26 protein-coding genes, 1 tRNA gene and 1 pseudogene are annotated in these 24,647 nt (G+C 63.5%); 19 read left to right on the top strand and 9 right to left on the bottom strand.

The genetic code is table 11. The features are described from left to right. Positions 1-38: 38 nt before the first annotated feature. The 3 genes from ACUXH0_RS04150 to ACUXH0_RS04140 all read right to left on the bottom strand — a co-directional run bounded on the left by ACUXH0_RS04150 (position 39) and on the right by ACUXH0_RS04140 (position 3,731). Positions 39-1,373: an MFS transporter gene (locus tag ACUXH0_RS04150; RefSeq protein ID WP_009241243.1), complete on the bottom strand. Its 1,335-nt coding sequence runs from the start codon at positions 1,371-1,373 to the stop codon at positions 39-41. 122 nt (positions 1,374-1,495) lie between these two features. Next, the gene (locus ACUXH0_RS04145; protein ID WP_004636373.1) at positions 1,496-2,254 is read right to left on the bottom strand and encodes an SDR family oxidoreductase; all 759 of its coding nucleotides are present in this window, start codon (positions 2,252-2,254) and stop codon (positions 1,496-1,498) included. 40 nt (positions 2,255-2,294) lie between these two features. Next, positions 2,295-3,731, bottom strand: coding sequence for an aldehyde dehydrogenase family protein (locus ACUXH0_RS04140; protein WP_009241242.1), 1,437 nt, complete (start codon positions 3,729-3,731; stop codon positions 2,295-2,297). Positions 3,732-3,900: 169 nt separating this feature from the next. Here ACUXH0_RS04140 and ppa point away from each other — a divergent pair, with 169 nt between their 5' ends. Both ppa and ACUXH0_RS04130 read left to right on the top strand, forming a co-directional pair. Further along, positions 3,901-4,428, top strand: coding sequence for an inorganic diphosphatase (ppa, locus tag ACUXH0_RS04135; RefSeq protein ID WP_009241241.1), 528 nt, complete (start codon positions 3,901-3,903; stop codon positions 4,426-4,428). A 301-nt stretch (positions 4,429-4,729) separates the two neighbouring features. Further along, a complete protein-coding gene (locus ACUXH0_RS04130) occupies positions 4,730-4,936 on the top strand; it encodes a hypothetical protein (RefSeq protein WP_009277435.1) in 207 nt (68 codons plus the stop codon). Positions 4,937-5,001: 65 nt separating this feature from the next. Here ACUXH0_RS04130 and ACUXH0_RS04125 read toward each other — a convergent pair whose 3' ends face one another. Beyond that, positions 5,002-6,234 (bottom strand): GNAT family N-acetyltransferase, encoded by a 1,233-nt coding sequence (locus ACUXH0_RS04125; RefSeq protein WP_009241240.1) that lies wholly within the window; start codon positions 6,232-6,234, stop codon positions 5,002-5,004. 55 nt (positions 6,235-6,289) lie between these two features. Here ACUXH0_RS04125 and ACUXH0_RS04120 point away from each other — a divergent pair, with 55 nt between their 5' ends. Genes ACUXH0_RS04120 through ACUXH0_RS04110 form a run of 3 tightly spaced genes read left to right on the top strand, consistent with a single transcriptional unit; the run spans position 6,290 to position 8,916 of the window. Beyond that, complete coding sequence (locus ACUXH0_RS04120) at positions 6,290-7,927, top strand: NAD+ synthase (protein ID WP_009241239.1); 1,638 nt, start codon at positions 6,290-6,292, stop codon at positions 7,925-7,927. A gap of 9 nt (positions 7,928-7,936) precedes the next feature. Further along, positions 7,937-8,563 carry a class I SAM-dependent methyltransferase gene (locus tag ACUXH0_RS04115; protein ID WP_004631294.1) on the top strand — a complete coding sequence of 209 codons (627 nt, stop codon included), beginning with the start codon at positions 7,937-7,939 and terminating at the stop codon, positions 8,561-8,563. Positions 8,564-8,577: 14 nt separating this feature from the next. After that, positions 8,578-8,916: a P-II family nitrogen regulator gene (locus tag ACUXH0_RS04110; protein WP_004631293.1), complete on the top strand. Its 339-nt coding sequence runs from the start codon at positions 8,578-8,580 to the stop codon at positions 8,914-8,916. 44 nt (positions 8,917-8,960) lie between these two features. Here ACUXH0_RS04110 and ACUXH0_RS04105 read toward each other — a convergent pair whose 3' ends face one another. The 3 genes from ACUXH0_RS04105 to trxB all read right to left on the bottom strand — a co-directional run bounded on the left by ACUXH0_RS04105 (position 8,961) and on the right by trxB (position 11,381). After that, complete coding sequence (locus tag ACUXH0_RS04105) at positions 8,961-9,584, bottom strand: trimeric intracellular cation channel family protein (RefSeq protein ID WP_004631292.1); 624 nt, start codon at positions 9,582-9,584, stop codon at positions 8,961-8,963. Between the two features lie 45 nt (positions 9,585-9,629). Further along, positions 9,630-10,295: a Smr/MutS family protein gene (locus ACUXH0_RS04100; protein WP_004631291.1), complete on the bottom strand. Its 666-nt coding sequence runs from the start codon at positions 10,293-10,295 to the stop codon at positions 9,630-9,632. 129 nt (positions 10,296-10,424) lie between these two features. Continuing rightward, the gene (gene trxB, locus ACUXH0_RS04095; RefSeq protein WP_004631290.1) at positions 10,425-11,381 is read right to left on the bottom strand and encodes a thioredoxin-disulfide reductase; all 957 of its coding nucleotides are present in this window, start codon (positions 11,379-11,381) and stop codon (positions 10,425-10,427) included. Positions 11,382-11,590: 209 nt separating this feature from the next. Between trxB and ACUXH0_RS04090 the strand changes: the two genes are divergently transcribed. From ACUXH0_RS04090 to ACUXH0_RS04080, 3 genes are all read left to right on the top strand, one after another. Continuing rightward, positions 11,591-13,936: a DNA translocase FtsK gene (locus ACUXH0_RS04090; protein WP_182593724.1), complete on the top strand. Its 2,346-nt coding sequence runs from the start codon at positions 11,591-11,593 to the stop codon at positions 13,934-13,936. 109 nt (positions 13,937-14,045) lie between these two features. Then, complete coding sequence (gene lolA / locus ACUXH0_RS04085; protein ID WP_004631288.1) at positions 14,046-14,693, top strand: outer membrane lipoprotein chaperone LolA; 648 nt, start codon at positions 14,046-14,048, stop codon at positions 14,691-14,693. Between the two features lie 35 nt (positions 14,694-14,728). Further along, positions 14,729-15,154: a hypothetical protein gene (locus ACUXH0_RS04080; RefSeq protein ID WP_004631287.1), complete on the top strand. Its 426-nt coding sequence runs from the start codon at positions 14,729-14,731 to the stop codon at positions 15,152-15,154. A 17-nt stretch (positions 15,155-15,171) separates the two neighbouring features. Here ACUXH0_RS04080 and ACUXH0_RS04075 read toward each other — a convergent pair whose 3' ends face one another. After that, positions 15,172-16,080, bottom strand: coding sequence for a LysR family transcriptional regulator (locus ACUXH0_RS04075; RefSeq protein ID WP_009241237.1), 909 nt, complete (start codon positions 16,078-16,080; stop codon positions 15,172-15,174). 26 nt (positions 16,081-16,106) lie between these two features. Between ACUXH0_RS04075 and ACUXH0_RS04070 the strand changes: the two genes are divergently transcribed. From ACUXH0_RS04070 to ACUXH0_RS04050, 5 genes are all read left to right on the top strand, one after another. Then, a complete protein-coding gene (locus tag ACUXH0_RS04070; protein ID WP_182593807.1) occupies positions 16,107-17,414 on the top strand; it encodes a replication-associated recombination protein A in 1,308 nt (435 codons plus the stop codon). Between the two features lie 80 nt (positions 17,415-17,494). Continuing rightward, complete coding sequence (gene serS, locus ACUXH0_RS04065) at positions 17,495-18,811, top strand: serine--tRNA ligase (RefSeq protein WP_009241235.1); 1,317 nt, start codon at positions 17,495-17,497, stop codon at positions 18,809-18,811. Between the two features lie 82 nt (positions 18,812-18,893). After that, a tRNA-Ser gene (locus tag ACUXH0_RS04060) sits at positions 18,894-18,983 on the top strand. 52 nt (positions 18,984-19,035) lie between these two features. Continuing rightward, a complete protein-coding gene (locus ACUXH0_RS04055; protein ID WP_182593725.1) occupies positions 19,036-19,626 on the top strand; it encodes a recombinase family protein in 591 nt (196 codons plus the stop codon). 14 nt (positions 19,627-19,640) lie between these two features. Further along, positions 19,641-19,865 carry a hypothetical protein gene (locus tag ACUXH0_RS04050; RefSeq protein ID WP_182593726.1) on the top strand — a complete coding sequence of 75 codons (225 nt, stop codon included), beginning with the start codon at positions 19,641-19,643 and terminating at the stop codon, positions 19,863-19,865. On the opposite strand, the gene ACUXH0_RS04045 is transcribed toward ACUXH0_RS04050, so the two are convergent. After that, entirely contained in the window at positions 19,862-20,419 is a 558-nt protein-coding gene (locus tag ACUXH0_RS04045) for a rolling circle replication-associated protein (protein ID WP_473241711.1), read from the bottom strand. The genes ACUXH0_RS04050 and ACUXH0_RS04045 overlap by 4 nt on opposite strands. 151 nt (positions 20,420-20,570) lie before the next feature. Here ACUXH0_RS04045 and ACUXH0_RS04040 point away from each other — a divergent pair. From ACUXH0_RS04040 to ACUXH0_RS04015, 6 genes and pseudogenes are all read left to right on the top strand, one after another. Further along, positions 20,571-20,813, top strand: a pseudogene (locus tag ACUXH0_RS04040) (methyl-accepting chemotaxis protein); the annotation flags it as partial. A gap of 227 nt (positions 20,814-21,040) precedes the next feature. After that, on the top strand, positions 21,041-21,436 hold the full coding sequence (locus ACUXH0_RS04035; RefSeq protein ID WP_004631264.1) for a c-type cytochrome: 396 nt from the start codon (positions 21,041-21,043) through the stop codon (positions 21,434-21,436). A gap of 97 nt (positions 21,437-21,533) precedes the next feature. Further along, positions 21,534-22,142 carry a twin-arginine translocation signal domain-containing protein gene (locus tag ACUXH0_RS04030; protein ID WP_009241234.1) on the top strand — a complete coding sequence of 203 codons (609 nt, stop codon included), beginning with the start codon at positions 21,534-21,536 and terminating at the stop codon, positions 22,140-22,142. Positions 22,143-22,262: 120 nt separating this feature from the next. Continuing rightward, entirely contained in the window at positions 22,263-23,831 is a 1,569-nt protein-coding gene (locus ACUXH0_RS04025; RefSeq protein WP_009241233.1) for a GMC family oxidoreductase, read from the top strand. A 38-nt stretch (positions 23,832-23,869) separates the two neighbouring features. Next, entirely contained in the window at positions 23,870-24,217 is a 348-nt protein-coding gene (locus tag ACUXH0_RS04020; RefSeq protein WP_004631258.1) for a ribbon-helix-helix domain-containing protein, read from the top strand. A 3-nt stretch (positions 24,218-24,220) separates the two neighbouring features. Then, positions 24,221-24,616, top strand: a complete 396-nt coding sequence (locus ACUXH0_RS04015) for a VOC family protein (protein ID WP_004631256.1) — start codon at positions 24,221-24,223, stop codon at positions 24,614-24,616. The last annotated feature ends 31 nt before the right edge of the window (positions 24,617-24,647 follow it).

Genomic DNA, 24,647 nt, shown 5'->3' with positions numbered 1-24,647 from the left:
GGGATCATCCCGGCCTTTTTTCTTGCTGGTGACGGCGCCTATTTGTTCACCATCCGTGCTGGTACGGAAAGCGTGAGGATCGCACCCAGCACCATCGACGTGGCCAGCATGTACATGCCCGAATCGGTGCTCTGCGTGGCGTCTTTCAGCCAGCCGACGGCGTAGGGGCTCAGGAAGCCCGCGAGGTTGCCCAGCGAATTGATGAGCGCAATGCCGGCGGCGGCACCGGTGCCGGCCAGGAACGCAGTCGGCAGGCTCCAGAACAGCGGTAACGTGGTCAGGATGCCCATGGTGCCGAGCGTGAGTGCGGCCATGGCCAGCATGGTGTCGGTGTGCCAGACGGCTGACAGTACGAGCCCGACCGCGCCCACCACTGCGGGAATCGCGATGTGCCAGCGGCGCTCGCGCAGGCGATCGGCGCTGCGTGCCACCAGGACCATCGCGACGACTGCTGCGCCGTACGGAATCGCCGTCAGCAGGCCGACCGAGAACGGATCGGCCACGCCGGTCTGCTTGATCAGCGTCGGCAGCCAGAAGCTCACGCCATACAGGCCCATCACGAAGGTGAAGTAGATCAGGCTCATCAGCCATACGCGCGGGCTGGCCATGACGGTGCGGATGGGCGGGTCTTCCTTCTCGGCGTCTTCCGCGGCGATGTTGCGCGCGAGCAGCGCCTTCTCTTCGTCAGTCAGCCACTTCGCGTGGCTGATGCGGTCGTCCAGATACGCCAGCACGACGATGCCGACGATGATCGACGGAATGCCTTCGATCAGGAACATCCACTGCCAGCCGGCCAGGCCGTAGACGCCGGCAAACGCCTTCATCGCCCAGCCCGAGATGGGGCCGCCGATCACGCCCGACAGCGCAATTGCCGTCATGAAGAAGGTGGTGGTGCGCCCGCGCCGCTGCGCCGGATACCAATACGTGAGGTACAGGATGATCCCCGGGAAGAAGCCGGCTTCTGCCAGCCCCAGCAGGAAGCGCATCACGTAGAACATGGCCGGCGTGGTCACGAACATCATGGCCGCCGAGATGATGCCCCACGAGATCATGATCCGCGCGATCCAGATGCGTGCGCCCACGCGGTGCAGGATCACGTTGCTCGGCACTTCAAAGAGGAAGTAACCGATGAAGAAGATGCCGGCGCCGAGCCCGTAGATGGTCTCGCTGAACTTGAGGTCGTTGAGCATCTGCAGCTTGGCAAAGCCCACGTTGACGCGATCGAGATACGCGACCACGTAGCACAGCAGCAGGAACGGAACCAGGCGCCACGTCACTTTGCGGTAGGTGGCTTCTTCAAATGCACTTGCGGACTGGGGTGGCAGCGTGCCTGCGCCGCCGACCGGTGAGGTGGGTGGGGTGGTGGTGGCCATCGGGTCTCCAGAGTTATTGTGAGTTCAGGCCGAGTGCTCCTCGTTACCTACCTCGGCCTGGAAAACCGCCACAGCATTCTGCGCTTCTCGGACGGGCGCGCCAAGACGCCCGCCGGCAGGGTTTATACGCAGCGCCCGCCGTCCACCTCCAGGCACGCGCCGGTAATGAACTCGGCTTCGTCCGACGCCAAGTACAGGCATGCGTTGGCCACATCCTGCGGCGTGGAGAGCCGCCCCATCGGGATCGTCGCCAGGAAGCGCGCGCGGTTCTCGGGGGTGTCGGGTACGCCCATGAACTGCTCAATGAGGCCCGTAGCACCCATTACCGGGTTCACGCAGTTCACGCGGATCTTGTCGGGGCCCAGCTCGGCCGCCATCGCCTTGCTGGCTGTGATGACGGCGCCCTTGCTGGCGTTGTACCAGACGAGCCCGGGCCGCGGCCGGATGCCAGCGGTGGACGCCACATTGACGAACACGCCGCCGCCGCGCTCCCGGAAGTGCGGGACGATGTGATGTGCCGTCCAGTAAATGCTCTTCACGTTGACAGCCATCACGCGGTCGAACTCGTCTTCGGTGATCTGCAGCAACGGCTTGTTCTTATGCGTGGTGCCGGCATTGTTCACGACGATGTGCAGATCGCCATAGCGCGCCAGCGTGGCGCCCAGCAGCTTGGCGACGGAATCGCCATTGGAGACGTCAGCCTGCACGAAATGCGCATCGCCGCCGGCCACGCGAATGGCGCTGGCTACACGCTCACCGGCCTCCGCATTCAAGTCGTTGACGACGACGCGTGCGCCTTCGCGGGCAAAGGTGTTGGCGATACCCTCGCCAAAGCCTGAACCCGCGCCCGTGACGATGGCAATCTTGCCGGCAAGCCGCATGGTGTCTCCTCGTGTTGTGGGTGGAATGTTGCGTTGTGCCTTAGCCGTGGCGGATGGCGATGGTCTTGAGCGTGGTAAAGCCGTAGAGCGCTTCGAAGCCCTTTTCGCGCCCGTGCCCCGAGTGGCCCGTTCCGCCGAAGGGCAGTTCAACGCCGCCGCCCGCGCCGTAATTGTTGATGAAGACCTGGCCGGCCCTGAGCTTGCGCGCAAGGCGCATCTGGCGGCCACCGTCGTTTGTCCATACGCCGGCCACCAGGCCGTACGGTGTGCCGTTGGCCAGGGCCAGCGCTTCGGCTTCGGTGTCGAACGGCATGGCGGCCAGCAGCGGACCGAACACTTCCTGCTGGGCGAGGCGGTGCGTGTGGGGTACATCCCGCAGCAGCATTGGCGCCTGGTAATAGCCGGTCTCGGGCGCCTCAGGCACCACCTGGCCCTGCGCCATCACCGGAATGTTGGCGTGCTGCGCATCCGAGACGAAATCCCACACGCGCTGCTGCTGCTTGGGGTTGATGAGCGGGCCGCAATCCAGATCCAGCGACGACGGGCCGACCCTGATCGATTCGAACACCATGGCGAGCCGGTCCAGCATTGCCTCGTAGATGCTGCGCTCGATCAGTACGCGGCTGCCTGCAGAGCAGGTCTGGCCGGCGTTCTGGATGATGCCGTTCACCACGGCCGGAATGGCCGCTTCCAGATCGGCATCGGCAAACACGATCTGCGGAGATTTGCCGCCCAGTTCCAGCGTGACGGGCACGTGGTTTTCGGCGGCCGCTCGCACAATGGCCTTGCCCGTTTCCGGCGACCCCGTGAACGACACATGGTTGATCCCGGGGTGCGCCGCCAGAGCCGCGCCGGCTTCGTGGCCATAGCCGGTCACGATGTTGAGTGCGCCATCGGGCAGGCCGGCCTCGGCGGCCAGCTCCGCCACGCGCAGGACCGACAGGCACGCGTCTTCCGCCGGCTTGACCACGCACGCGTTGCCGGCCGCCAATGCGGCGCCCACGCTGCGCCCGAAGATCTGCATCGGGTAATTCCACGGGATGATGTGCGCGGTCACGCCATGCGGCTCGCGCACGGTCAGCACGGTGGTATCGGCCGGGTAGGGGATGGTCTGCCCGTGGAGCTTGTCGGCGGCGCCGGCGTAGAACTCGAAGTAGCGGGCGACGGCGCGGGCATCGGCGCGCGCCTGGCGCATGGGCTTGCCGGTGTCGCGGGCTTCCAGGCGGGCGAGTTCTTCCTCGTGATCGGCCAGGCGCAGGGCTACGCGCATCAGCACACGGCCGCGCTCGGCCGGCGCCAGTTGACCCCACACGCCTTCGAACGCCCGCCGCGCGGCATGCACTGCCACGTTGATGTCGGTGGCGTTGCCGCGCGCAATCTCGGCAAAGGATTGGCCGTCGGACGGATCGAACACCTTGATGCGCAGCCCCGAATCGGGCGACATCAGACGGTTGGCGATGAAGTGCTGGGCATGCATGGGGGGTTCCTGCAAAAGATCGGCAACGCCCGATTTTCGCACGGGTGCGGCCGGGGTAGGGCAAGCGTCCGAGTGTGAGGGGCTATAATGCCCGCCGACAGTTTTTCACGCTTCTTTCCAACCATTTGCGTCGCGTTTTTACGCACTTCGCGCATTCCGGAGCATTTCCATGAGCTTCAACAACGTCTCGCCGGGCAAGGACATCCCCAACGATTTCAACGTCATCATCGAGATCCCGGCGCAGAGCGACCCGGTCAAGTACGAAGCCGACAAGGAAACCGGCCTGCTGTTCGTAGACCGCTTCGTTGGCACCGGCATGCGCTACCCGGCCAACTACGGCTTCATCCCGCAGACGCTCTCGGGCGACGGTGACCCGGTCGACGTGCTGGTCGTCACGCCGTTCCCGCTCATCCACGGTTGCGTGGTGCGCTGCCGTGCCCTGGGCATGCTGAAGATGACGGATGAATCCGGTGTGGACGCCAAGCTGGTTGCCGTGCCTGTCAACAAGCTGAGCCCGGCGACGGCCCACGTGACCGACCTGTCGGACATCGGCCAGAACCTGCTGGACCAGATCAAGCACTTCTTCGAGCACTACAAGGCGCTGGAAGCCGGCAAGTGGGTCAAGGTCGAAGGCTGGGGCGGTATTGAAGAAGCCCACAAGGAAATCGCCGACGGCGTTGCCAACTATAAGAAGTAAGCTGTTTCAGGATTTTGCCGTACGGCATGTCTGACAAATCCCGGCCTCCGGATGGAGTGCCGGGATTTTTTCTTTGCAAAGCCGTCATCGATGTAACGCACGGAGATTCGTCGACTCGCATCGGGGCGCCATCTGCGGCCGGGTGGGCCCGTTGTATGCGTTCCATGATATTTTTCACGCATAGCGCATACTTACCGCCCGGTAGTTCTGCTACACAGAGATTTAAGAAACGCTCATTTGCCCACCGGAAACGACCCCTCTAGACTCCCGGGCAAGTTTGACTCCAACCCCCGGTACTGCGATGTTGAACAAGACCGTTGTCGTTCCCGTGCTCTCCGCCGTGGCCATGGCCGCATTCACCGCGTGGGCGCTGCTGGTTGGGCCACCGGACGCAGCCCACGCTGGCGAGCGTGCCGTCGCATCGCCCTCCATGGCTGTTCCCTCCATGGCGGTTGATTCGAACGCCGCACACTGCGTGATCGCCCAGCAGAAACCTGCCGAGCACTAAGCTGCACCTTCGCGTCCGCCGTTCGTGCGGACGCTGTCTTTCCCGCCTCCGCTGTTTTCCCGCTGCTAATCCGATCCCGGCCGCTGCCTGAACGGGGAGCGGTCCGTCAGTTCGTCCAGATACGCTTCCATGCCGGCCGTTTCGCGGTCGAGGAACCTGCCCACGGCATCGGCAAATGCGGGGTGCGCCAGCCAGTGTGCCGACAGCGTCGCCACGGGCTCGAAGCCGCGCGCCATCTTGTGTTCGCCTTGCGCTCCGCCTTCGAACGTGCGGATGCCGTGCGCGATGCAGTACGTCAACGGCTGGTAATACGCCGTCTCAAAGTGCAGGCAGGGGTGATGCTCGATCGCGCCCCAGTAGCGGCCGTACATGACGGACGCCTCGGGGCGCATGTCGATCACCAGCAGCGCGCTGGCGATGTCATTGCCATCACGCGAGGCAATCACCAGCAGGAGGTTTTCCGGCATCGTCTGCCCGATCTGGCGGAAGAACTCCAGGTTTAGATACGGTGACGAGTGATGCTCGCGGTAGGTGGTGCGATAGCAGCGGTGGAAGAAGCGCCAGTCCGCGTCCGTCGCGGCTGCGCCGGGCACGTGGCGGAACGTGATACCGGCGTCGTGCACGCGGCGGCGCTCGGCGCGGATATTTTTGCGCTTCTTCTGTTCCAGCGCGCCCAGAAAATCGTCGAAGCTTGCAAAGCCCGGATTGCACCAGTGGAACTGCACCCCTTGCCGCAGCAGCATGCCTGCGGCGTGCAGTTGCTCGGCTTCGTCGGCAGTGGGAAACAGCACATGCAGCGATGACAACGCGCTCTGGCGCGCAACTGCCAGCAACGTTTCGACCAGCGCTGCGCGCGCAGCCGCATCCCGCGCCAGCAGCCGCGCGCCCTGCACCGGCGTAAAAGGGATGGCCGACAGCCATTTCGGGTAGTACTCGAGCCCGTGCTGCGCGTACGCATTGGCCCAGGCCCAGTCGAAGACGTACTCGCCATAGGAGTGACCTTTCACATACAGCGGCACAGCGGCGGCGAGCACTTCACCGTCGGGGCCGTCTTGCCACAGTGTCAGGTATTGCGGCGACCAGCCGGTGTCGGGCGACGCGCTGCCGCTCGCATGCAGGGCGTGCAGGAAATCGAAGCGCAGAAAAGGCGTTGCCTCGGGCTGCAGGGCGAGCAGGGCATCCCAGGCATCGCGGCCGATGTCACGCAGATCGGTCACAAGTCGCGTGCGATAATCGGTCAATTCGTGTCGCGAACCAGCGCGCGCTTGAGGCTCGGGAGCAAGGGGGCGAGAGGTCATGCCGCCGATTCTAATTCGAGCTTCGGATGCCGCGCTTGCAATCCACATTGCCCCCATGACCGTCTCTGTCGCTCTCGCCCAGATCAACTGCACCGTCGGCGATTTCGCCGGCAATGCTGCCCGCATTGTCGCCGCCGCGCGCGAAGCGCACCAGGCTGGTGCGCGCATCCTGCTCACGCCGGAACTGTCGCTCACGGGCTATCCGCCCGAAGACCTGCTGCTGCGCCCGGCGTTCATCGACGCCAGCGCACGCGCGCTCGATGCGCTCATCGCCGAGCTGGCGGCATTCCCGGGCTTGCACGTGCTGATCGGGCACCCACAACTCTCGCTGGAAGCCCCAGCGCCCGGCGTGCTGCCCAAGCCCACCAATAGCGCCACAGTGGCCCTTGACGGCCGTGTGGTCGGCCGGTACGACAAGCTTGAACTGCCCAACAACGAGGTCTTTGACGAGAAGCGCTACTTTCAGCCCGGCACCGAGCCCTTTGTGTTCGAAGTGGACGGCACGCGCTTCGGCGTCATCATCTGCGAAGACGCCTGGTACGCCACGGCCACGGCCTATGCCAAGGCCGCCGGCGCGCAGGTTGTGTTGATCCCCAACGCCTCGCCGTACCACCTCGACAAGGAAGACCTGCGCGAGCGGATCATCGGTGCCCGTGTGAAGGAATCGGGATTGCCGCATGTGTATGCAAACCTCGTCGGCGGGCAGGATGAACTCGTGTTCGACGGGGGCTCGTTCGTGCTCGATGCCGAAGGCAACGTCGTCTTGCGGATGGGGCAGTTTGTCGAGGGCGTGGGCTACGTGCAGTTCGACGGCGGACGCGCGCTGCCGGGCACGATCGTCCCGGAGCCTCCGCTGGAAGCCCAGGTATACGAAGCGCTCAAGCTGGGCGTGCGCGACTACCTCGGCAAGAATGGCTTCCCGGGCGCAATCATCGGCTTGTCGGGTGGCGTCGATTCAGCGTTGGTGCTGGCGATTGCCGTCGACGCGCTGGGCGCGGATCGCGTGCGCGCGGTCATGATGCCCTCGCGTTACACGGCAGATATCTCGTGGGTGGATGCGCGCGACATGGCGGCCCGGCTGGGCGTGCAGTACGACGAAATCGCCATCAGCCCGATGTTCGACGCATTCAAGGGTGCCTTGGCGGAGGAGTTCCGCGGGCTGCCCGAAGATGCGACGGAAGAGAACATCCAGGCGCGCATTCGCGGCACGCTGCTGATGGCACTGTCCAACAAGAGCGGCCGGATCGTGCTGACGACCGGCAACAAGAGTGAAATAGCGGTCGGCTACTGCACGCTGTACGGCGACATGGCCGGCGGTTTTGCCGTGATCAAGGATATCTTCAAGACGCTGGTCTACCGACTGTGCCGCTACCGCAATTCGTTGTCGGAGGTGATTCCGGAGCGCATCTTGACCCGCGCACCATCGGCCGAGCTGCGCGAGAACCAGACCGACCAGGACAGCCTGCCCGAATACGATGCGCTCGACGCCATCGTGCAGCGCTACATGGAGCAGAACCAGCCGGTGGCCGACATCATCGCGGCCGGGTTTGCCGAGGCCGACGTGCAGAAGATCGTGCGCCTCATCAAGATCAATGAATACAAGCGGCGTCAGGCGCCGGTGGGCATCCGCGTGACGCCGCGGGCGTTCGGGCGCGACTGGCGGTATCCGATTACGTCGCGCTTCAAAGAGTAAGCCCCCGGCATGCTCGATTACTACGCCAAGCGCGCCCCTGAATATGAGCGCATCTATACGAAGCCCGAGCGGCAGGGCGATTTGGCGCGGTTGAAGGCGCGCGTGCATGATCTGACGCGCGGCGCGCGGGTGCTGGATCTCGCGTGCGGCACCGGTTTCTGGGCCGAGCCGATGACCGATGCGCGCAGCATCGTCTGCGCGGATTACAACGACACCGTGCTGCGCGTTGCGCGTGGCAAAGGCATCGCCGGGGCGTCGTTTGTGCGCGCGGACAACGATGCGCTGCCGTTCGCGCCCGGCACGTTTGACGTGATGACGGCGGGCTGCTGGTGGTCGCATGTGCCGCTGCAGCATTTGCGCCAGCACGTCGAACGGCTGCATCGCGCGCTGGGGCCCGGCGTGCGTGTGCTGTGGTTCGACAACCTGTATGTGTTTGGCTCCAGCACGCCCATTGCCTACAGCGACCAACATGGCAACACGTGGCAGCGCCGCCCCTTGCGCGATGGCAGCGAACATGATGTGCTGAAGAACTTTCCCGACGATCCGACGCTGCTGCAAACGGTGGCCGGCATCGCCCAGGATGTGCGCATTAACCGGCTCCAGTATTATTGGACGCTTGAATACTTCACCAACTAGTGAGCGAGACACCCATGAAACAGATCACCGCCATCATCAAGCCCTTCAAACTGGACGAAGTGCGCGAGTCGCTCGCCGACGTGGGGGTGACCGGCCTGACCGTCACTGAGGTCAAGGGTTTCGGCCGCCAGAAGGGGCACACCGAGCTGTATCGCGGTGCGGAATACGTGGTCGACTTCTTGCCGAAGATCAAGATCGAGGTGGTGGTGGCCGAAAGCCAGGTCGAAAACGTGATCGACACGATCGTCAAGGCAGCAAAGACCGGCAAGATCGGCGACGGCAAGATCTTCGTGATGCCGGTGGAGCAGGTGATCCGCATCCGCACCGGTGAGAAGGACGAAGCAGCGGTCTGAAGCCGCTGCCCGTGGCCGGCGCGCTCGCGCCGGTCAGCGCCTGATCAACGCGGCAGGGTGATGTTCCAGCGCAGCGTCACCAGCCGGCCGATCACGATCGCCAGCGTGGCGATCACCACGGACACGCTTGGCAGCAGGTCCGTCTGCGTCAGCCCGACGTAGAGGAAGCACCCGAGAAACGCGCACGTTGCGTACGGGTGATTGTCCCGCAGCAGCATGGGGACTTCATTGCAGACCACATCGCGCAGCAGGCCGCCAAAGGCCGCCGTGATCACGCCCATCATCACCGACACAAAGATCGGCACGCCCGCATCAAGCGCCAGTTGCGTGCCGAGCACACCAAAGAGCCCCATGCCGATGGCGTCGGCCACGATCAGCACGCGATCGGACACCAGCTGGCTCACCAGCCGGATCACCCAGTTGGCGAACAGGCTCATCACGAACAGCGCGAGCAGGTATTGCTCGTGCTCGATCCAGTAGAAGGGCCGCCGATCCAGCAGTAGATCGCGCAGCGTGCCGCCGCCAAACGCGGTCAGGAACGCGACGATGAACGCGCCCACGGCATCGAGCCGGCGCCGTTTGGCTTCGGCCAGTCCCGAGATGGCAAACGAGAAGACCGCGAGGATCTCCACCCAGTGCATCACCAACTGCAGGCGGGTCACGTGCATGTGCGTGTTGTTCTTGTTGTGAGCAGGTGTAAGGAGGGCTGCGCGTCAGGAGCCGTACGGCTGGCGCAGCAGCACCAGCACCGCGCCCGCGCCGCCCGCCGTGTTGCGCGGCTCGACGAAGGCGATCACCTCTTCCTTCTGCACCAGCCACGAGCGTACCTTGCCCTTGAGCACCGGCGTTTTGTCGGGCGAGCCGAGTCCCTTGCCGTGGATCACGCGCACACAGCGGATGCCACGCTGCACGGCACGGCGCAGGAAGGCGGCCAGCGCCTCGCGGGCTTCTTCGCGGCGCATGCCGTGCAGGTCGATCTGGTCTTGCGTGGCCCACTCGCCGCGGCGCAGCTTTTTGAGCACGTCGTCGCCAATGCCGGGGCGCCGGTAGGACAGCGTGTCGTCGGTCTCGAGTAAGTTGTCCACGTCGAATTCATCCGACAGGGAATCGCGCAGCACGGTCTGCTCTTCGGCGCGCGAGTGCACGGGTTCGGGCGCGGGCGGATTGCGCGGATGTTCGACGCGCTTGTTCTGGCGCAGCGCGCTGACCTCGCCGATGCTGGCACGGAACACGTTGGCTTCTTCGGCCGCCTTGCGTGCGGCGGCTTCGGCGCGCTGGCGTTCGGCTTCGCGTGCTTGCGTCTCATGCTTGAGCTGGTCACGCAGGCCGGCCAGATCGGTCAGGCTGAGCTTGTTGGCGGGGGAAGGGGCGCGTTTCATGGTGAAGGCAGGCGAGCACACCGGGGTGGGGCGTGTGTCGATTATACGAAGGTGCCGCACATGGCAACGCGGCCGATGGTCACCCATCGGCCGCGTTGTTTGCGCCCGGGAAACCCGGGGCGGTGCAGCTTATTCCAGGCTTTCCAGGTAGCGCTGGGCGTCCAGTGCTGCCATGCATCCCGTGCCGGCGCTGGTGATGGCCTGGCGGTAGATGTGGTCCTGCACGTCGCCGGCGGCGAAAACGCCCGGGATGTTGGTGGCCGTGGCCATGCCGTCCAGGCCGCTCTTCGTGCGGATATAGCCCGTGTCGTTCATGTCGAGCTGGCCGCGGAAGATGTCGGTGTTCGGCTTGTGGCCGATGGCGATGAACACGCCCGCCAGCTTGATCTCTTCGGTCTTGCCTTCGTTCTCGTGCGTGCCTTTCAGGCGGGCGCCCGTCACGCCGGATTCATCGCCCAGGATTTCATCGAGCACCATGTTGGTCTTGATCTCGATCTTGCCTTTCTTCTCCTGCTCATGCAGTCGGTCGATCAGGATCGGTTCGGCGCGGAACTTGTCGCGGCGGTGGATGAGCGTGACCTTGCTGGCGATGTTGGCCAGGTAAAGCGCTTCTTCCACGGCGGTGTTGCCGCCGCCCACCACGGCCACTTCCTGGCCCTTGTAGAAGAAGCCGTCGCACGTGGCGCATGCAGACACGCCGCGGCCCGCAAAGGCTTCTTCCGACGGCAGGCCCAGGTATTGGGCCGAAGCGCCGGTGGAGACGATCAGCGCGTCGCAGGTGTATTCGCCAGAATCGCCCACCAGGCGGATCGGCTTTTCCTTCAGATGCGCGGTGTGGATGTGGTCGAACAGCACTTCGGTCTTGAAACGCTCAGCGTGCTCCAGGAAGCGCTGCATCAACTCGGGGCCCTGCAGGTGTTCCTTGTCAGCGGGCCAGTTTTCCACGTCGGTGGTGGTCATGAGCTGGCCGCCCTGCGCCAGGCCGGTGACCAGCACCGGGTTCAGGTTGGCCCGGGCAGCGTAAATCGCGGCCGTGTAGCCGGCGGGGCCGGAGCCAAGGATCAGCACTTTTGCGTGTTTTGCCATGATGCGTTCTGAGTGTGCGCGGCACGAGGGGTGGAGCGCCGCCGTGCAGGCTAGGTGAGGGTGATGGGCGCCATTATAAAGTGGCACCCCCTCGTCCGCCCGGTTGTAAATTCCAATGGCGGTGATAGGGCCGCGTTACAATCGTTGGCATCGTATTTGTGCTGTCCCAAGCCGCGCGGCCTCGTCCAAGCGGCGCACCCGTCTCCCGCATGGCTCGAGCTTCCACCACTCCGACAACCCGCACCGATCCGTCCGCACTGCCGTCCCGCATTGGGCGGCTGCTGGGGGAGGTCCGCTGGTTCCTGTTGCTGGCGGTGACCATCGCCTTCCTGATCATTCTCCTGTCATACAACCGCGCCGATCCCGGTTTCACCCACGCCAGCCAGGTCGACGAAATCCGCAACCTGGGCGGCCGCGTGGGCGCGTGGCTGGCCGATCTGCTGCTGTTTGTCTTTGGCGCGTCCGCCTACTGGTGGGCGGTGCTGCTCGTGCGCAAGGTCTGGCGCGGCTGGCGCGAGCTGATGTCGGACGAACGCCTGCCGCGCACCTCCATGCCGCGCGTTGATGCCAGTGTCACGTGGATCGGCTTTGCGCTCATCCTGGCTTCCAGCATGGGTTTGGAAGCCATCCGCATGTACTCGCTGCACATGAAGCTGCCGCGTGCGCCGGGCGGCGTGCTGGGCGATGTGATCGGCGGGGCGATGCAGCATTCGCTGGGCTTTACCGGCGGCACGCTGGCGCTGCTGTTTACGTTCCTGGTCGGGCTGTCGCTGTTCTTCCATTTCTCGTGGCTGAACCTGGCCGAGCAGATCGGCGCCGGCGTCGAGATGCTGTTCGTCGGCTTCAAGACGCGCCGCGAGAGCAAACAGGACCGCGCCATCGGCGAGGCGGCCAAGGTCGAGCGCGAGGAAGTGGTCGAAACCCGCCGCGTGCGCATTGAAGAATCGCCGCCGGTGCAGATCGTGCGCCCGACCGCCGTGGTCAAGAGCGAGCGCGTGGAGCGCGAGAAGCAGCAGCCGCTGTTTGTCGACATTCACGATTCCGACCTGCCCCCGCTCGCGCTGCTCGATCCGATTCCGCCGGTTGTGGAAACCGTGAGCGCCGAGACGCTGGAATTCACCTCGCGCCTGATCGAGAAGAAGCTCAAGGATTTCGGCGTGGAAGTGCAGGTGGTGGCGGCCTATCCGGGCCCGGTCATCACGCGCTACGAAATCGAGCCCGCCACGGGCGTCAAGGGCAGCCAGATCGTCAACCTGGCGAAGGACCTGGCGCGTTCGCTGTCGTTGGTGTCGATCCGCGTGGTGGAGACAATTCCAGGCAAGAACTGCATGGGCCTGGAGCTGCCGAACCCGAAGCGCCAAGCGGTGCGCCTGTCGGAGATTCTCGGCTCGCAGGTCTACAACGAGAGCGCATCGCAGCTCACGCTGGCGCTGGGCAAGGATATTGCCGGCAAGCCGGTCGTGGCCGACCTGGCCAAGATGCCGCACTGCATGGTGGCTGGTACCACGGGCTCAGGTAAGTCGGTCGGGATCAACGCGATGATCCTGTCGCTGCTGTACAAGGCGAAGGCCGACGCGGTGCGCCTGATTCTGATCGACCCGAAGATGCTGGAACTGAGCATCTACGAAGGCATTCCCCATCTGCTGTGCCCAGTCGTGACGGACATGCGCCAAGCCGGCCACGCGCTCAACTGGGCTGTGGGCGAGATGGAGCGCCGCTACAAGCTCATGAGCAAGATGGGCGTGCGAAACCTGGCCGGCTTCAACAAGAAGATCGAAGAAGCCGCTGCGCGCGAAGAAAAGATTCCCAACCCGTTCAGCCTGACGCCTGACGCGCCGGAGCCGCTCGACAAGCTGCCGATGATTGTCATCGTGATCGACGAACTGGCCGACCTGATGATGGTGGTCGGCAAGAAGGTCGAAGAGCTGATCGCGCGGATTGCGCAGAAGGCGCGTGCCGCCGGTATCCACCTCGTGCTGGCAACGCAGCGTCCGTCGGTGGACGTGATTACGGGCCTGATCAAGGCCAACGTGCCGACGCGGATCGCGTTCCAGGTCAGCAGCAAGATCGACTCGCGCACCATCCTTGACCAGCAGGGCGCCGAAGCGCTGCTGGGCATGGGCGACATGCTGTATCTCGCGCCGGGCACCGGCTTGCCAGTGCGCGTGCACGGCGCGTTCGTGTCGGACGAGGAAGTCCACCGCATCGTCGATAACCTGAAGGCGCAAGGCGAGCCGAACTACATCGAAGGCATTCTCGAAGGCGGTGTGGCCGATGGCGAGGGCGGTGGCGATGGCTTTGGTGGCGGTGCTGGCCTTGTGGGTGCGGGCGGCGGCGAGGCCGATCCACTGTACGACCAGGCTGTCGATGTGGTGCTCAAGAATCGCCGCGCGTCGATCTCGCTGGTGCAGCGTCACCTGCGCATCGGCTACAACCGCGCCGCACGCCTGCTCGAAGACATGGAAAAGGCGGGGCTCGTGTCCGCCATGTCGGGCAACGGCAACCGTGAAATCCTGGCGCCCAACCGCAACGGCAACGTCGTCGAAGAGGAATGACGCTGCCCGCGCGCTGCGCGCATTTGCCGTTACATCGCGTTACCGCACGGGCGGAATGTTCCGTCGCTGCCGGCCACTAACAACAAGATCAACTGAAACCGGGATTCCTATGTTTGTGTTGAACGCGCGTCACCTGATGGCCGCCGGGCTGGTCTCTCTGGCGGCATGGTCTGCCGGCGCCTATGCAGGTGCGGTCGAACAGCTCAACGCCTTTGTGAGCAACGTCAGCACTGCGCGCGGCGAGTTCGTGCAACGGCAGGTGAAGGGCGGCACCAACGGCAGCCCGCTGCGCGTGGCCGGGACGTCCAACGGCGATTTTGTCTTCTCGCGCCCGGGCCGCTTCGTCTGGCGCTATGTGAAGCCGTACGAACAGCAGCTCTCGGCCGACGGCCAGATGCTGTACATCTTCGACAAGGACCTGAACCAGATCACGGAGCGCAAGCTTGATGCGTCGCTGGGCTCCAGCCCCGCTGCCATCCTGTTTGGCAGCAATGATCTGGCCAAAAACTTCACGCTTAAGGAAGGCGGCACCAAGGACGGCATCGACTGGGTCGAACTCACCCCCAAGGCAAAGGACACCCAGTTCCAGCGCATCGCCATCGGTTTTCGCAGCGGCGAGCTGCAGGGGATGGAGCTGCGCGACGCCTTCGGGAACACCACCTTGCTGACGTTCTCGAACATCCAGAAGAATCCGCAACTGCCGGCCAACGTGTTCCGCTTTACGCCGCCCAAAGGGGCCGACGTCATCAAGCAATGACGCGTGCAGGCCGGTTTTCGACCAGGAGACCGACCATGCCTTTGCCGTTCACCACGTCGCTGCACCGAGCAGCCGCTGTTGCCGTCGCTGCGTCAGCGGCGGCCGTCTTTGCGGGATGTGCCTCCACCGGTGCGTCCCGTTTTGACGTCGATTCCTTCCTCACCGCGCCAGACACGGTGCTGGCCGAGGCCTTGGTCAACAAGGATTTCCTGCACGCGACCGAGCTGCCCAGCGCCGAGTGCAGCGCATTGGTGAAGGGCCACGCCGGGCAGGTCGTGCCGATCCAGGCGCCGGCCGATCCGCGCCTGCCCGAGGCTTCGGCGCGTCAGCCGTTCGTGATTCAGCCGCCGGCCAGCGAGAACGTGTGGCTGCTGCTGCGTGCGTCCAACGGCGCGCAATCGTGTCACGGGCCGCTGCCCGCCAAGGCGTTCATGGGGCTGGTACAGCGGGCATCGAACTGACGGATTGCCCCGCCTTTTCAGGCGTGGGCCGCTTTCATGTCAGCGATGAAGGCGGCCAGCAGATCATTGCGCCGGGCGTCGCGGCGCACCGCCATGTCGAACGGCACCTCGTAGCGCATGGCTGCCGGTGCCAACGGCGTCAACAGGCCCTGGGCCACATAGGGCGCCGCAAAGTGCTCCGGCAGGTAACCCAGGTGCCGGCCCGAAAGCACCAGCATTGCCACCGCTTCCATGTTGTCTGCCACCGCAGTCACCGGCCGCTCGGCCGGCGACCCCGCCGCTTCGGGCAGCGGATAGCTGCGCCACGCCCATGCGTGCGCCAGCGCCTGCGCGGGCGTCACGTCCCCAGCCTTGCGGAACAGCGGATGGCCGCGTCCCGCATACGCAAGCTGCGTCTCGTGGAAGATCGTCGTGTAGTCCAGCGCCGGCACACGGTGCCAGAAATAGCCGATCGCCATGTGGATCTTGTTGTCGAGCAGCAGTCCTTCCAGCTCCCCGGGCGGGCGCACCGAGACCATGAAATGCACGGATTCATCGCGCTCCCGAAAGCGCTCGATGGCCTGACTGATGCGCGCATTCGCGTTGATGGGCGCATGACCGATCAATCCGAGATTCAACGTGCCGACCAGAGTACGCCCCACCTTGCGGGCCTCTGCGCTGAAGACATCGAGCGCGCCCAGCAGCTTGCGTGCGGAATCGACGAAGCGTTCGCCGCGCGCGGTGAGCCGGAAGCCGCTGCGGCCGCGTTCGCATAGGCGGTAGCCCAGGCGGGTTTCGAGCGTGGACAGCTGCGTGCTGATGGTGGATTGGCCGGAGCAGCCCGGTCGCAGAGGAGCCGGCGTTGGACGCACGCGCTGCCTGACGTTGCCGTGGGAACCGGCCGGCGGGCGGATTCTGCGACAATCCCCGCATGAACGCTTCCGCATCTCTCTTCCCGGACGCGCCCGCCCACATGCCGCTGGCCGAGCGCCTCCGCCCCCATTCCGCCGACGATGTGATCGGCCAGCAGCATCTGCTGGGGCCGGGCAAGCCGCTGCGCGTGGCCTTCGCCTCCGGCGAGCCGCATTCGATGATCCTCTGGGGCCCGCCCGGGGTGGGCAAGACCACGCTGGCGCGGCTGATGGCCAACGCGTTTGACGCGGAATTCATCGCGCTGTCCGCCGTGCTGTCTGGCGTCAAGGACATCCGCGAGGCCGTGGAGCGTGCGGAGCAGTTTCGTGCCCACGGCCGCCGCACCCTTGTGTTCGTCGACGAGGTCCATCGCTTCAACAAAAGCCAGCAGGATGCCTTCCTGCCGCACGTGGAAAGCGGGCTGTTCACCTTCATCGGCGCGACGACGGAAAATCCCTCGTTCGAGGTGAACGGCGCATTGCTCTCGCGTGCTGCGGTGTACGTGCTCAAGAGCCTGTCGGACGACGAGCTGAAGCAGCTTGCCGAACGTGCACGTCAGGAGCTGGGCGGGCTGGAGTGGACGCCCGCCGCACTCGACGCCATCGTCGCGTCGGCCGACGGCGATGGCCGCAAGCTGCTCAACAACATTGAAATTGTGGCCCGCGCCGCGCGCGCGCAAGCGGATGGCGATGCGGTGCCCGCCGTTGACGAGGCGCTGCTGGCCTCTGCGCTGTCAGAAAATCTGCGCCGCTTCGACAAGGGCGGCGACGCCTTCTACGACCAGATCAGCGCGCTGCACAAGTCCGTACGCGGCTCCGACCCGGACGGCGCGCTGTACTGGTTCTGCCGCATGCTCGATGGCGGCGCGGACCCGCGCTATCTTGCGCGCCGCATCGTACGCATGGCGTGGGAAGACATCGGCCTGGCGGACCCGCGCGCCGGGCGCATCACGCTCGACGCCGCGGAAACGTACGAACGCCTGGGCTCGCCGGAAGGGGAGCTTGCGCTGGCCCAGGCGGTGATCTACCTGGCCATCGCGCCCAAGTCGAACGCCGGCTACAACGCCTACAACGCGGCGCGGGCCTTCGTCAGCCAGGACAAGTCGCGCAACGTGCCCGTGCACCTGCGTAATGCGCCGACCAAGCTGATGAAAGAACTCGGCTACGGCCATGCCTACCGTTACGCGCATGACGAGCCCGAGGCCTACGCCGCTGGCGAAACCTACTTTCCCGACGATCTGCCCGCGCAGAACTGGTACGTGCCGACGCCGCGCGGCCTGGAAGGCAAGATTGGCGAGAAGCTGCGGCACCTGCGCGAGCTGGATGCGCGGTGGCATGCCGAGCAGGACAAATCCTCCCGCAACAAATAATCCCTACGGGCCGGTACGATAAAATCGGTCTTTTCGGTCATTCAGATCGCTCGCAATCTTCGCTTTCCTTTTTCTCCACCATGCTTGATATCCAACTGCTGCGCAAAGACATCGACGCCGTCGCCGCGCGCCTCAAAGATCGCGGCTACGTGCTCGACGTGGCCGGCTTTGCCGCGCTCGAAGCGGAACGCAAGGCCATCCAGACCCGCACCGAAGAGCTGCAGGCCCGCCGCAACAGCCTGTCCAAGCAAATCGGTGTGCTCAAGGGCAAGGGCGAGGACGCATCGGGCGTGATGGCCGAGGTGTCGGGCATCGGTGACGAGCTGAAAGCGTCTGCCGCGCAACTCGACGTGGTGCAGGCGAAGTTGCAGGACCTGATGCTGTCGATCCCGAACCTGCCGCACGAAAGCGTGCCGGCCGGCCGCGACGAGACGCAGAACGTGGAAGTGCGCCGCGAAGGCACGCCGCGCACGTTCGACTTCCCCGTGAAGGACCACGTAGACCTGGGCGCCGCGCTGGGGCTGGATTTTGACGCGGGCGCCAAACTGTCGGGCGCACGATTCACCGTCCTGAAAGGGCAGGTGGCGCGTCTGCATCGCGCACTCGCGCAGTTCATGCTCGACACGCACACGCTGGAGCACGGCTACACCGAGGCGTACGTGCCGTACATCGTCAACGCTGCTTCGATGCGTGGCACGGGCCAGTTGCCGAAGTTCGAGGAAGACCTGTTCCGCGTGCCGCGCAAGATGGGGCACAGCGCAGAAGAGGGAGACGGCGAGCGCGTCGAGAACTTCTACCTGATCCCGACCGCCGAAGTGCCGCTCACGAACCTCGTGCGCGACGAGATCGTGGCCGCCGATACGCTGCCGATGATGTTCGCGGCCCATTCACCGTGCTTCCGTTCCGAAGCCGGTTCGTACGGCAAGGACACGCGCGGCATGATCCGCCAGCACCAGTTCGACAAGGTTGAGATGGTGCAGATCGTGCAGCCTGAAACCTCGGCCGCCGCGCTGGAGGCCATGACGAACTGCGCCGAGAACATCCTGCGCAAGCTGGAACTGCCGTTCCGCACCGTCGTGCTGTGCACCGGCGACATGGGTTTCGGCAGCACCAAGACGTACGACATCGAGGTGTGGATTCCGGCGCAGAACACGTATCGCGAGATCAGCTCGTGCTCCAACATGGGCGACTTCCAGGCGCGCCGGATGCAGGCGCGCTTCCGCAACGCGCAGGGCAAGCCTGAGCTGGTGCACACGCTCAACGGCTCGGGTCTCGCCGTGGGCCGTACGCTGGTGGCCCTGCTGGAGAACTACCAGAACGCCGATGGCTCGGTCACGGTGCCGACGGCACTGCGCCCGTATCTGGGTGGCCAGGAAGTGCTGAAGCCCGCAGTTTGATCGAGTGGCGCCGGGGCCCTCTTGATCTGGCCGGAAAAATTCTGTTATAGTCGCGGTTTCGCGATTCAGCGACCCAGTTACCGGAGAGGTGGCAGAGTGGTCGAATGTACCTGACTCGAAATCAGGCGTACCGGCGACGGTACCGTGGGTTCGAATCCCACCCTCTCCGCCATTACTGCTTAGCCAAGCTAAACTCCCAAGAAACAACAGTTTCGAGGGGGTCTATGTTGTACGGCTACGCCCGAGTCTCGACGCAAGAACAAGAGACTCACGCACAAACCGACGCACTGTTTCGAGCAGGCGTCGGTTTTATTTTTTCCGAAAAGAAAAGCGGCGGCACCACGGTAGGCAGACCAGAACTAGAAAAGCTGCTGCGCGTGCTAAAACCCGGCGACCAAGTCATCGTCTACAAACTCGACCGCATCGCAAGATCGTTGAAAGACCTACTGCGCATCATCGAAAGAATCGAAGAAAAGGGCGCTCAATTCCGGTCACTAACCGAATCGTTAGACACCACCACACCAGCGGGCCGCATGCTCTTCCACATGGTCGGCGCGTTTGCAGAGTTCGAACGTGAATTGATCCGCGAACGCACTAGAGCAGGCATGGCCGCCGCAGCAAAAAGAGGCGTAAAGCTAGGCAGACACTATGCAATGAGCACGAAAGACGAAGCTGAAGCCCTACGACTATGGCAGCAGGGCAACATGACACGCTCAGCAATCGCGCGCATGTTCGGCGTCCACCTAAGCAGCGTAAAACGTGCAATTAAGCGCCACCAAGAACGTCAGCAGCCAAGTCTACTAGACGCAGCCTGAGAGGGAGGGCAGAGATGGGAATCCAAGATCGCGATTGGTACATCGCAGAACTGCGTAAGCGCCTCAGCTACCAAGAGCGCGCCAAATATCGCAAAGCGGCGAACGGGAATGACAACAGAGACGCCCCCATACGCATAACGCAACCCACAACAAAACGCGGCGCTCACTGGGTTGTCATGCTGCTGTTTTGGACAACGATATTCACCATCGTGCTAACCATCGCCCGCCAGTTGCGCTAAATCGTCAGCGACACAGGCCTGCTCGCGCTTGCGAAATACGACGATCCGTCAAGTGCGACGAAACATCGAATATCCGCAATATCGAACTCAGCGCAAAGAGTGGTGAGAACGTCTTTGATGGCGTCAGCACAGTGACCACGGCTGTTCTCAATCGCGTAGACAACAGCCTCAGGCACATTGATGCCCCGGCTTGTGTAGTACTTCTTCTTATTGAATCGCGTGTCCGCAATCTCTTTGCCGATGTACTTCGCGATATAGCTCGCGAGCGCATCCAGCTTCCACTGCTTACCGAAATGCGCGCCCTGCGGGTTGCGGATGTGACAGTAGCCCTTACCGCGACCACCCACGACCTTCAACCATGCGCGACGAGCAAGGTTGAGCGCAGCGCGACCAGAGACAGCCACGTGCATATGCCATGCGCCGCGTTTTTGCAGCTCAGGAACAGCGATGTAATGGAACTCACCGTGCCGGGCCATGATGCGCCGAAACGCATCCCAGAACTTCAAGAAGCGCTCCAAATCGGTAATGCACTCACGTGTGGTCAGAGTGACCATATGAGTAACGCGCGCTGTCTTGCAGCGCAGACGCACGTTCTGTTTCGCGCGCTTGGCCGCTGACTTCACGCTCGCAGCACGCGCATCTTTGTCTTCTTCCGTCTCAGCCTTCGCGCCGCGCGCGCGGCGGGGCAGGTCACGCAGATCGCCTATCCTGGCCCTCAATGCGGCGGTGGAAGCGGCGCGTGCCGGCGATCAGGGGCGCGGCTTTGCAGTGGTGGCAGGCGAAGTGCGCTCGCTGGCGCAAAGGAGCGCGGGCGCGGCCAAAGAAATCAAGGCGCTGATTGAAGACTCGGTGACCAAAGTATCGGACGGCTCGGCGCTGGTTGAGCGGGCTGGGCAGGAGATGGATGAAATCATGCAGGCTGTGAAGCGGGTGCGGATCTTGCAGGGCGGATGCGTTGCCCGAGGTGGAACGGTCATCGCGTGCGTTGAGACACAACAGCAGCGCAAGTTCGAACTTTAGTTCAGGCCCAGCCAGCCCATACTGCGCGCACGTTTGCGTCATTCCGACTCAATTGCTTCACAAGGGTTTCCCCTGTGAATAACGGGATGTGACCCGTGCTCTCATGCTTGCTCCTATAGTCCCATCAACTCCTTCATCAGAGAGGAGCCAGATCCATGATGGAGACGACACCCTTGAATATCCCGCCCAAGTCAAGTGAGGACGCGCACATGCAGACCCTGCGCGTCCTGTTCCGCAGCGCATTGATTGGCGCTGCTCTATTGGCGGCGAGCGCGTCGCATGCTGCACTGGATGTTGGCCGGGCCAAGGCGCTGCTCTCGCAGAATGCATGCCTTGGTTGCCACGCGGTCGAATCACGCGTGGTCGGGCCCGCCTACAAAGACGTGGCGGCCAAATACAAAGGCGGGAATCCCGTTGTCCTCGGTGCGCGCATCAAGTCAGGCGGGGCAGGAAAATGGGGTGAGATTGCCATGCCGCCTCAGGCCCAGTTGTCCGATGCGGATGCCAGGATTCTGGCTGCGTGGATTTTGGCCGACTGCCCCGATCAATGAGTTTAGCGAGCTGTCTTGCTGTTCGTGGTGACATTGTGAAAACGCGCGTCAGTCCGCCGCATGGCGACAAGCGCTGAACATTCTGGAGGTTACGCCTGTGAAAGTCATTCCCATTTCACATGATCAAGAACCGGGCGCGGCAGCTTCGAAGAAGGAACTGACGCTGACACGTAGAAGCATGCTCAAAGGTACCGGCGTGCTCGTGGGCACGTTGGCCATCGGCAGCCCGCTGGCGTTGCTGGCCCCGTCTACGGTGTGGGCTGTCGAGCTCAAGGCGCTGAGCAAGGCCGAGGGCGACACGCTGCTGCAGATGGGGCGTGTGCTGTTTCCCCACGCCAAGCTGCCCGACGCCGCTTATGCACTGCTCGTGAAAGACCTGGATGCAAAAGCCGCTCAGGACGCCCAGGCGGCCACGCAGTTGCACGAAGGTATTGCCGCGCTCGATAAGCTGGCTGGCGGCAGTTTCATCAAGGCCAGCGCAAAGAGGCGCCTGGCAGCGGTCAAGGCCATGGAAGGCAAGCCCTTCTTCAACACGGTTCGAGGCCAGTGTGTGACCTCGCTCTACGACAACGAAATGGCGTTTGCCACGTTCGGCTACCCGGGATCGGCGTGGGAAAAGGGGGGCTATATCACTCGCGGCTTCCAGGATCTGAAGTGGTTGCCAGCGCCCCCGGTGGAAGCGAGTCCGCCGCCGTTTCTGGGCTGATACGCGTCGCAACAACCCTCCGCTTCAGGCCCGTTAAGCGCTCGACGCAGAGCCGAGCCCGTTGACCGGAGCGAGACAAAAATGCCGGCGGCATGCTGGTGCGCAATACAGGAGACATGTATGGCAACGTTTGATTTCAGCGATGACTCGGTCGTCGTGATCATCGGTTCTGGTGCCGGCGGCGGCACGCTGGCCAACGAGCTGTGCCAGAAAGGCATCAAGGTCGTCGTGCTGGAAGCGGGCGGCAAGCAGTCGAATGCCAGCTTCATCAATGATGAATGGAAGGCCTTCAGCCAACTGGCTTGGCTCGACAAGCGCACGACCTCCGGAAGCTGGCGCATTGCCAAGGATTTTGCGGAACTCCCTGCCTGGATCTGCAAGACGGTTGGAGGTACAAGCACGCACTGGGCCGGCGCTTCTCTGCGCTTCCAGGAGCATGAATTTCAAGCCCGGACGCTCTACGGCGACCTCAAGGGAGCGAATCTGCTGGATTGGCCTCTCACGCTCAAGGAGCTGGAGCCGTATTACGCCAAGGCCGAAGACAAGATGGGCGTCACGCGCACCAATGGCATCCCGGGCCTGCCGGGCAACAACAACTTCAAGGTGATGTACAACGGCGCCACCCGGCTCGGCTATAAGGAAGTGCACACCGGCAACATGGCCATCAACAGCAAGCCGCGCAAGGGTCGCGCACGCTGCATGCAGCTCGGCTTCTGCTTCGAGGGCTGCAAGAGCGGCGCCAAATGGTCGACGCTGTACACCGAGTTGCCCGAGGCAGACGCTACCGGCAATTTCGAGTTGCGCACGCAGGCGCATGTCACCCGCATCGAACACGATGACAAGGGGCGCGTGAATGCCGTCATCTATATGGACAAGGACGGCAAGGAACAGCGGCAAAAGGCGCGCATCGTCTGCGTGGCGGGGAACTCCATCGAAACACCGCGTCTGCTGCTGCTATCCGCTTCGAACATGTTCAAGGACGGTCTGGCCAATTCGTCGGGTCAGGTCGGCCGCAATTACATGCGCCATATGACCGGGTCGGTTTATGCGGCATTCAAGGAGCCTGTGCACATGTACCGCGGCACGACCATGGCCGGCATTGTGCGTGACGAGGCTCGCCACGATACCCGTCGTGGGTTCGTCGGCGGTTACGAACTCGAAACGCTGTCGCTGGGTATTCCGTTCATGGCAGCCTTTCTGAATCCGGGAGGATGGGGTTCCGACTTCGCGTGGTGGATGGATCACTATACGAATTTGGCGGGTATGTGGCTCGTCGGTGAAGACATGCCGCGTGAGACGAACCGCGTTACGCTCAATACGAACGTCAAGGATCAATGGGGCAACTACGTGCCGAATGTGCACTTCGATGATCACGAAAACGACATCGCCATGCGCAAACACGCCTACACCCAGGCCGAGCGCATCTACGGTGCAGTCGGTGCGATCAAGACGTTCCGCACGCCGCCGTATCCGTCGACCCATAATCTGGGTACCGCCCGCATGAGCGCCCGCCCGCAGGATGGCGTCTGCAATAAATGGGGGCAGACACATGACATCGCGAATCTGTTCATCAGCGACGGCAGCCAGTTCACCACGGGCGGCTCGGAAAACCCGACATTGACCATCGTTACGCTCGCTATCCGGCAGGCTGACTACATTGCCAAGCAGATGTCGCAACGTTCGATCTGAGTGCCGCAGCGTCGGTTGACCCTCTGCAGGAGACTGCGATGTGTGAATTCTTCGTCACCGCTGATCCCATTCTTTATGAGTCGCGTACGCGCTCCGTGCGCATTCATGGGGTACACACCAGCATCCGGCTGGAAAACTTTGTCTGGGATACCTTGGCGATCCTCGCCGCGGATGAAAACATGACCACCAACGCGCTGATCGTCCAGTTTCACGACGAGATCCTGCATCACAGGGGCGACGTTCAGAATTTCACGTCCTTCCTGCGGGTGACCTGTCTGCGCTACCTTCGTCGCAAATGCGACCAGCTCGAAGCTGCACGGCAGGCTGAGGGGGTGATGCAGGCACAGATGGCACCGCAGAAGAGAACACTACAGACTACCCACTGAAACATGGCCAAGCTCATCCATACGATGATCCGCGTGCGCGACCTGGACGCGTCGCTGAAGTTTTACCGCGAGGTACTGGACCTCACGCCCTCGCATACGCTCGATTTTCCGGACTTCGGGCTCGTCTACCTGCGCAATGCAGAGAACGATGTTGAACTGGAACTGACTTTGAACAAGGGCCGCCAGGAGCCCTACACCCACGGCGACGGCTATGGCCATGTGGCCGTGGTTGTCGACGATGTGGCCACCAAGCATGCCGAATTGCTCAGGGCGGGCTACGAGCCGCTGGCGGTCAAGGAATTCAAGGCAAACGATGCGTTGCTAGCCCGCTTCTTCTTCATCCAGGATCCGGACGGCTACAAGATCGAGGTGCTTGAGCGCCTCGGTCACTATCGCTGAGCGTGCCATCGCGCGGGCATGGCTCAGCGTG

Source organism: Ralstonia sp. 110700041-2 (assembly GCF_056280165.1).
This window is presented reverse-complemented; position numbering and strand designations above follow the sequence as displayed.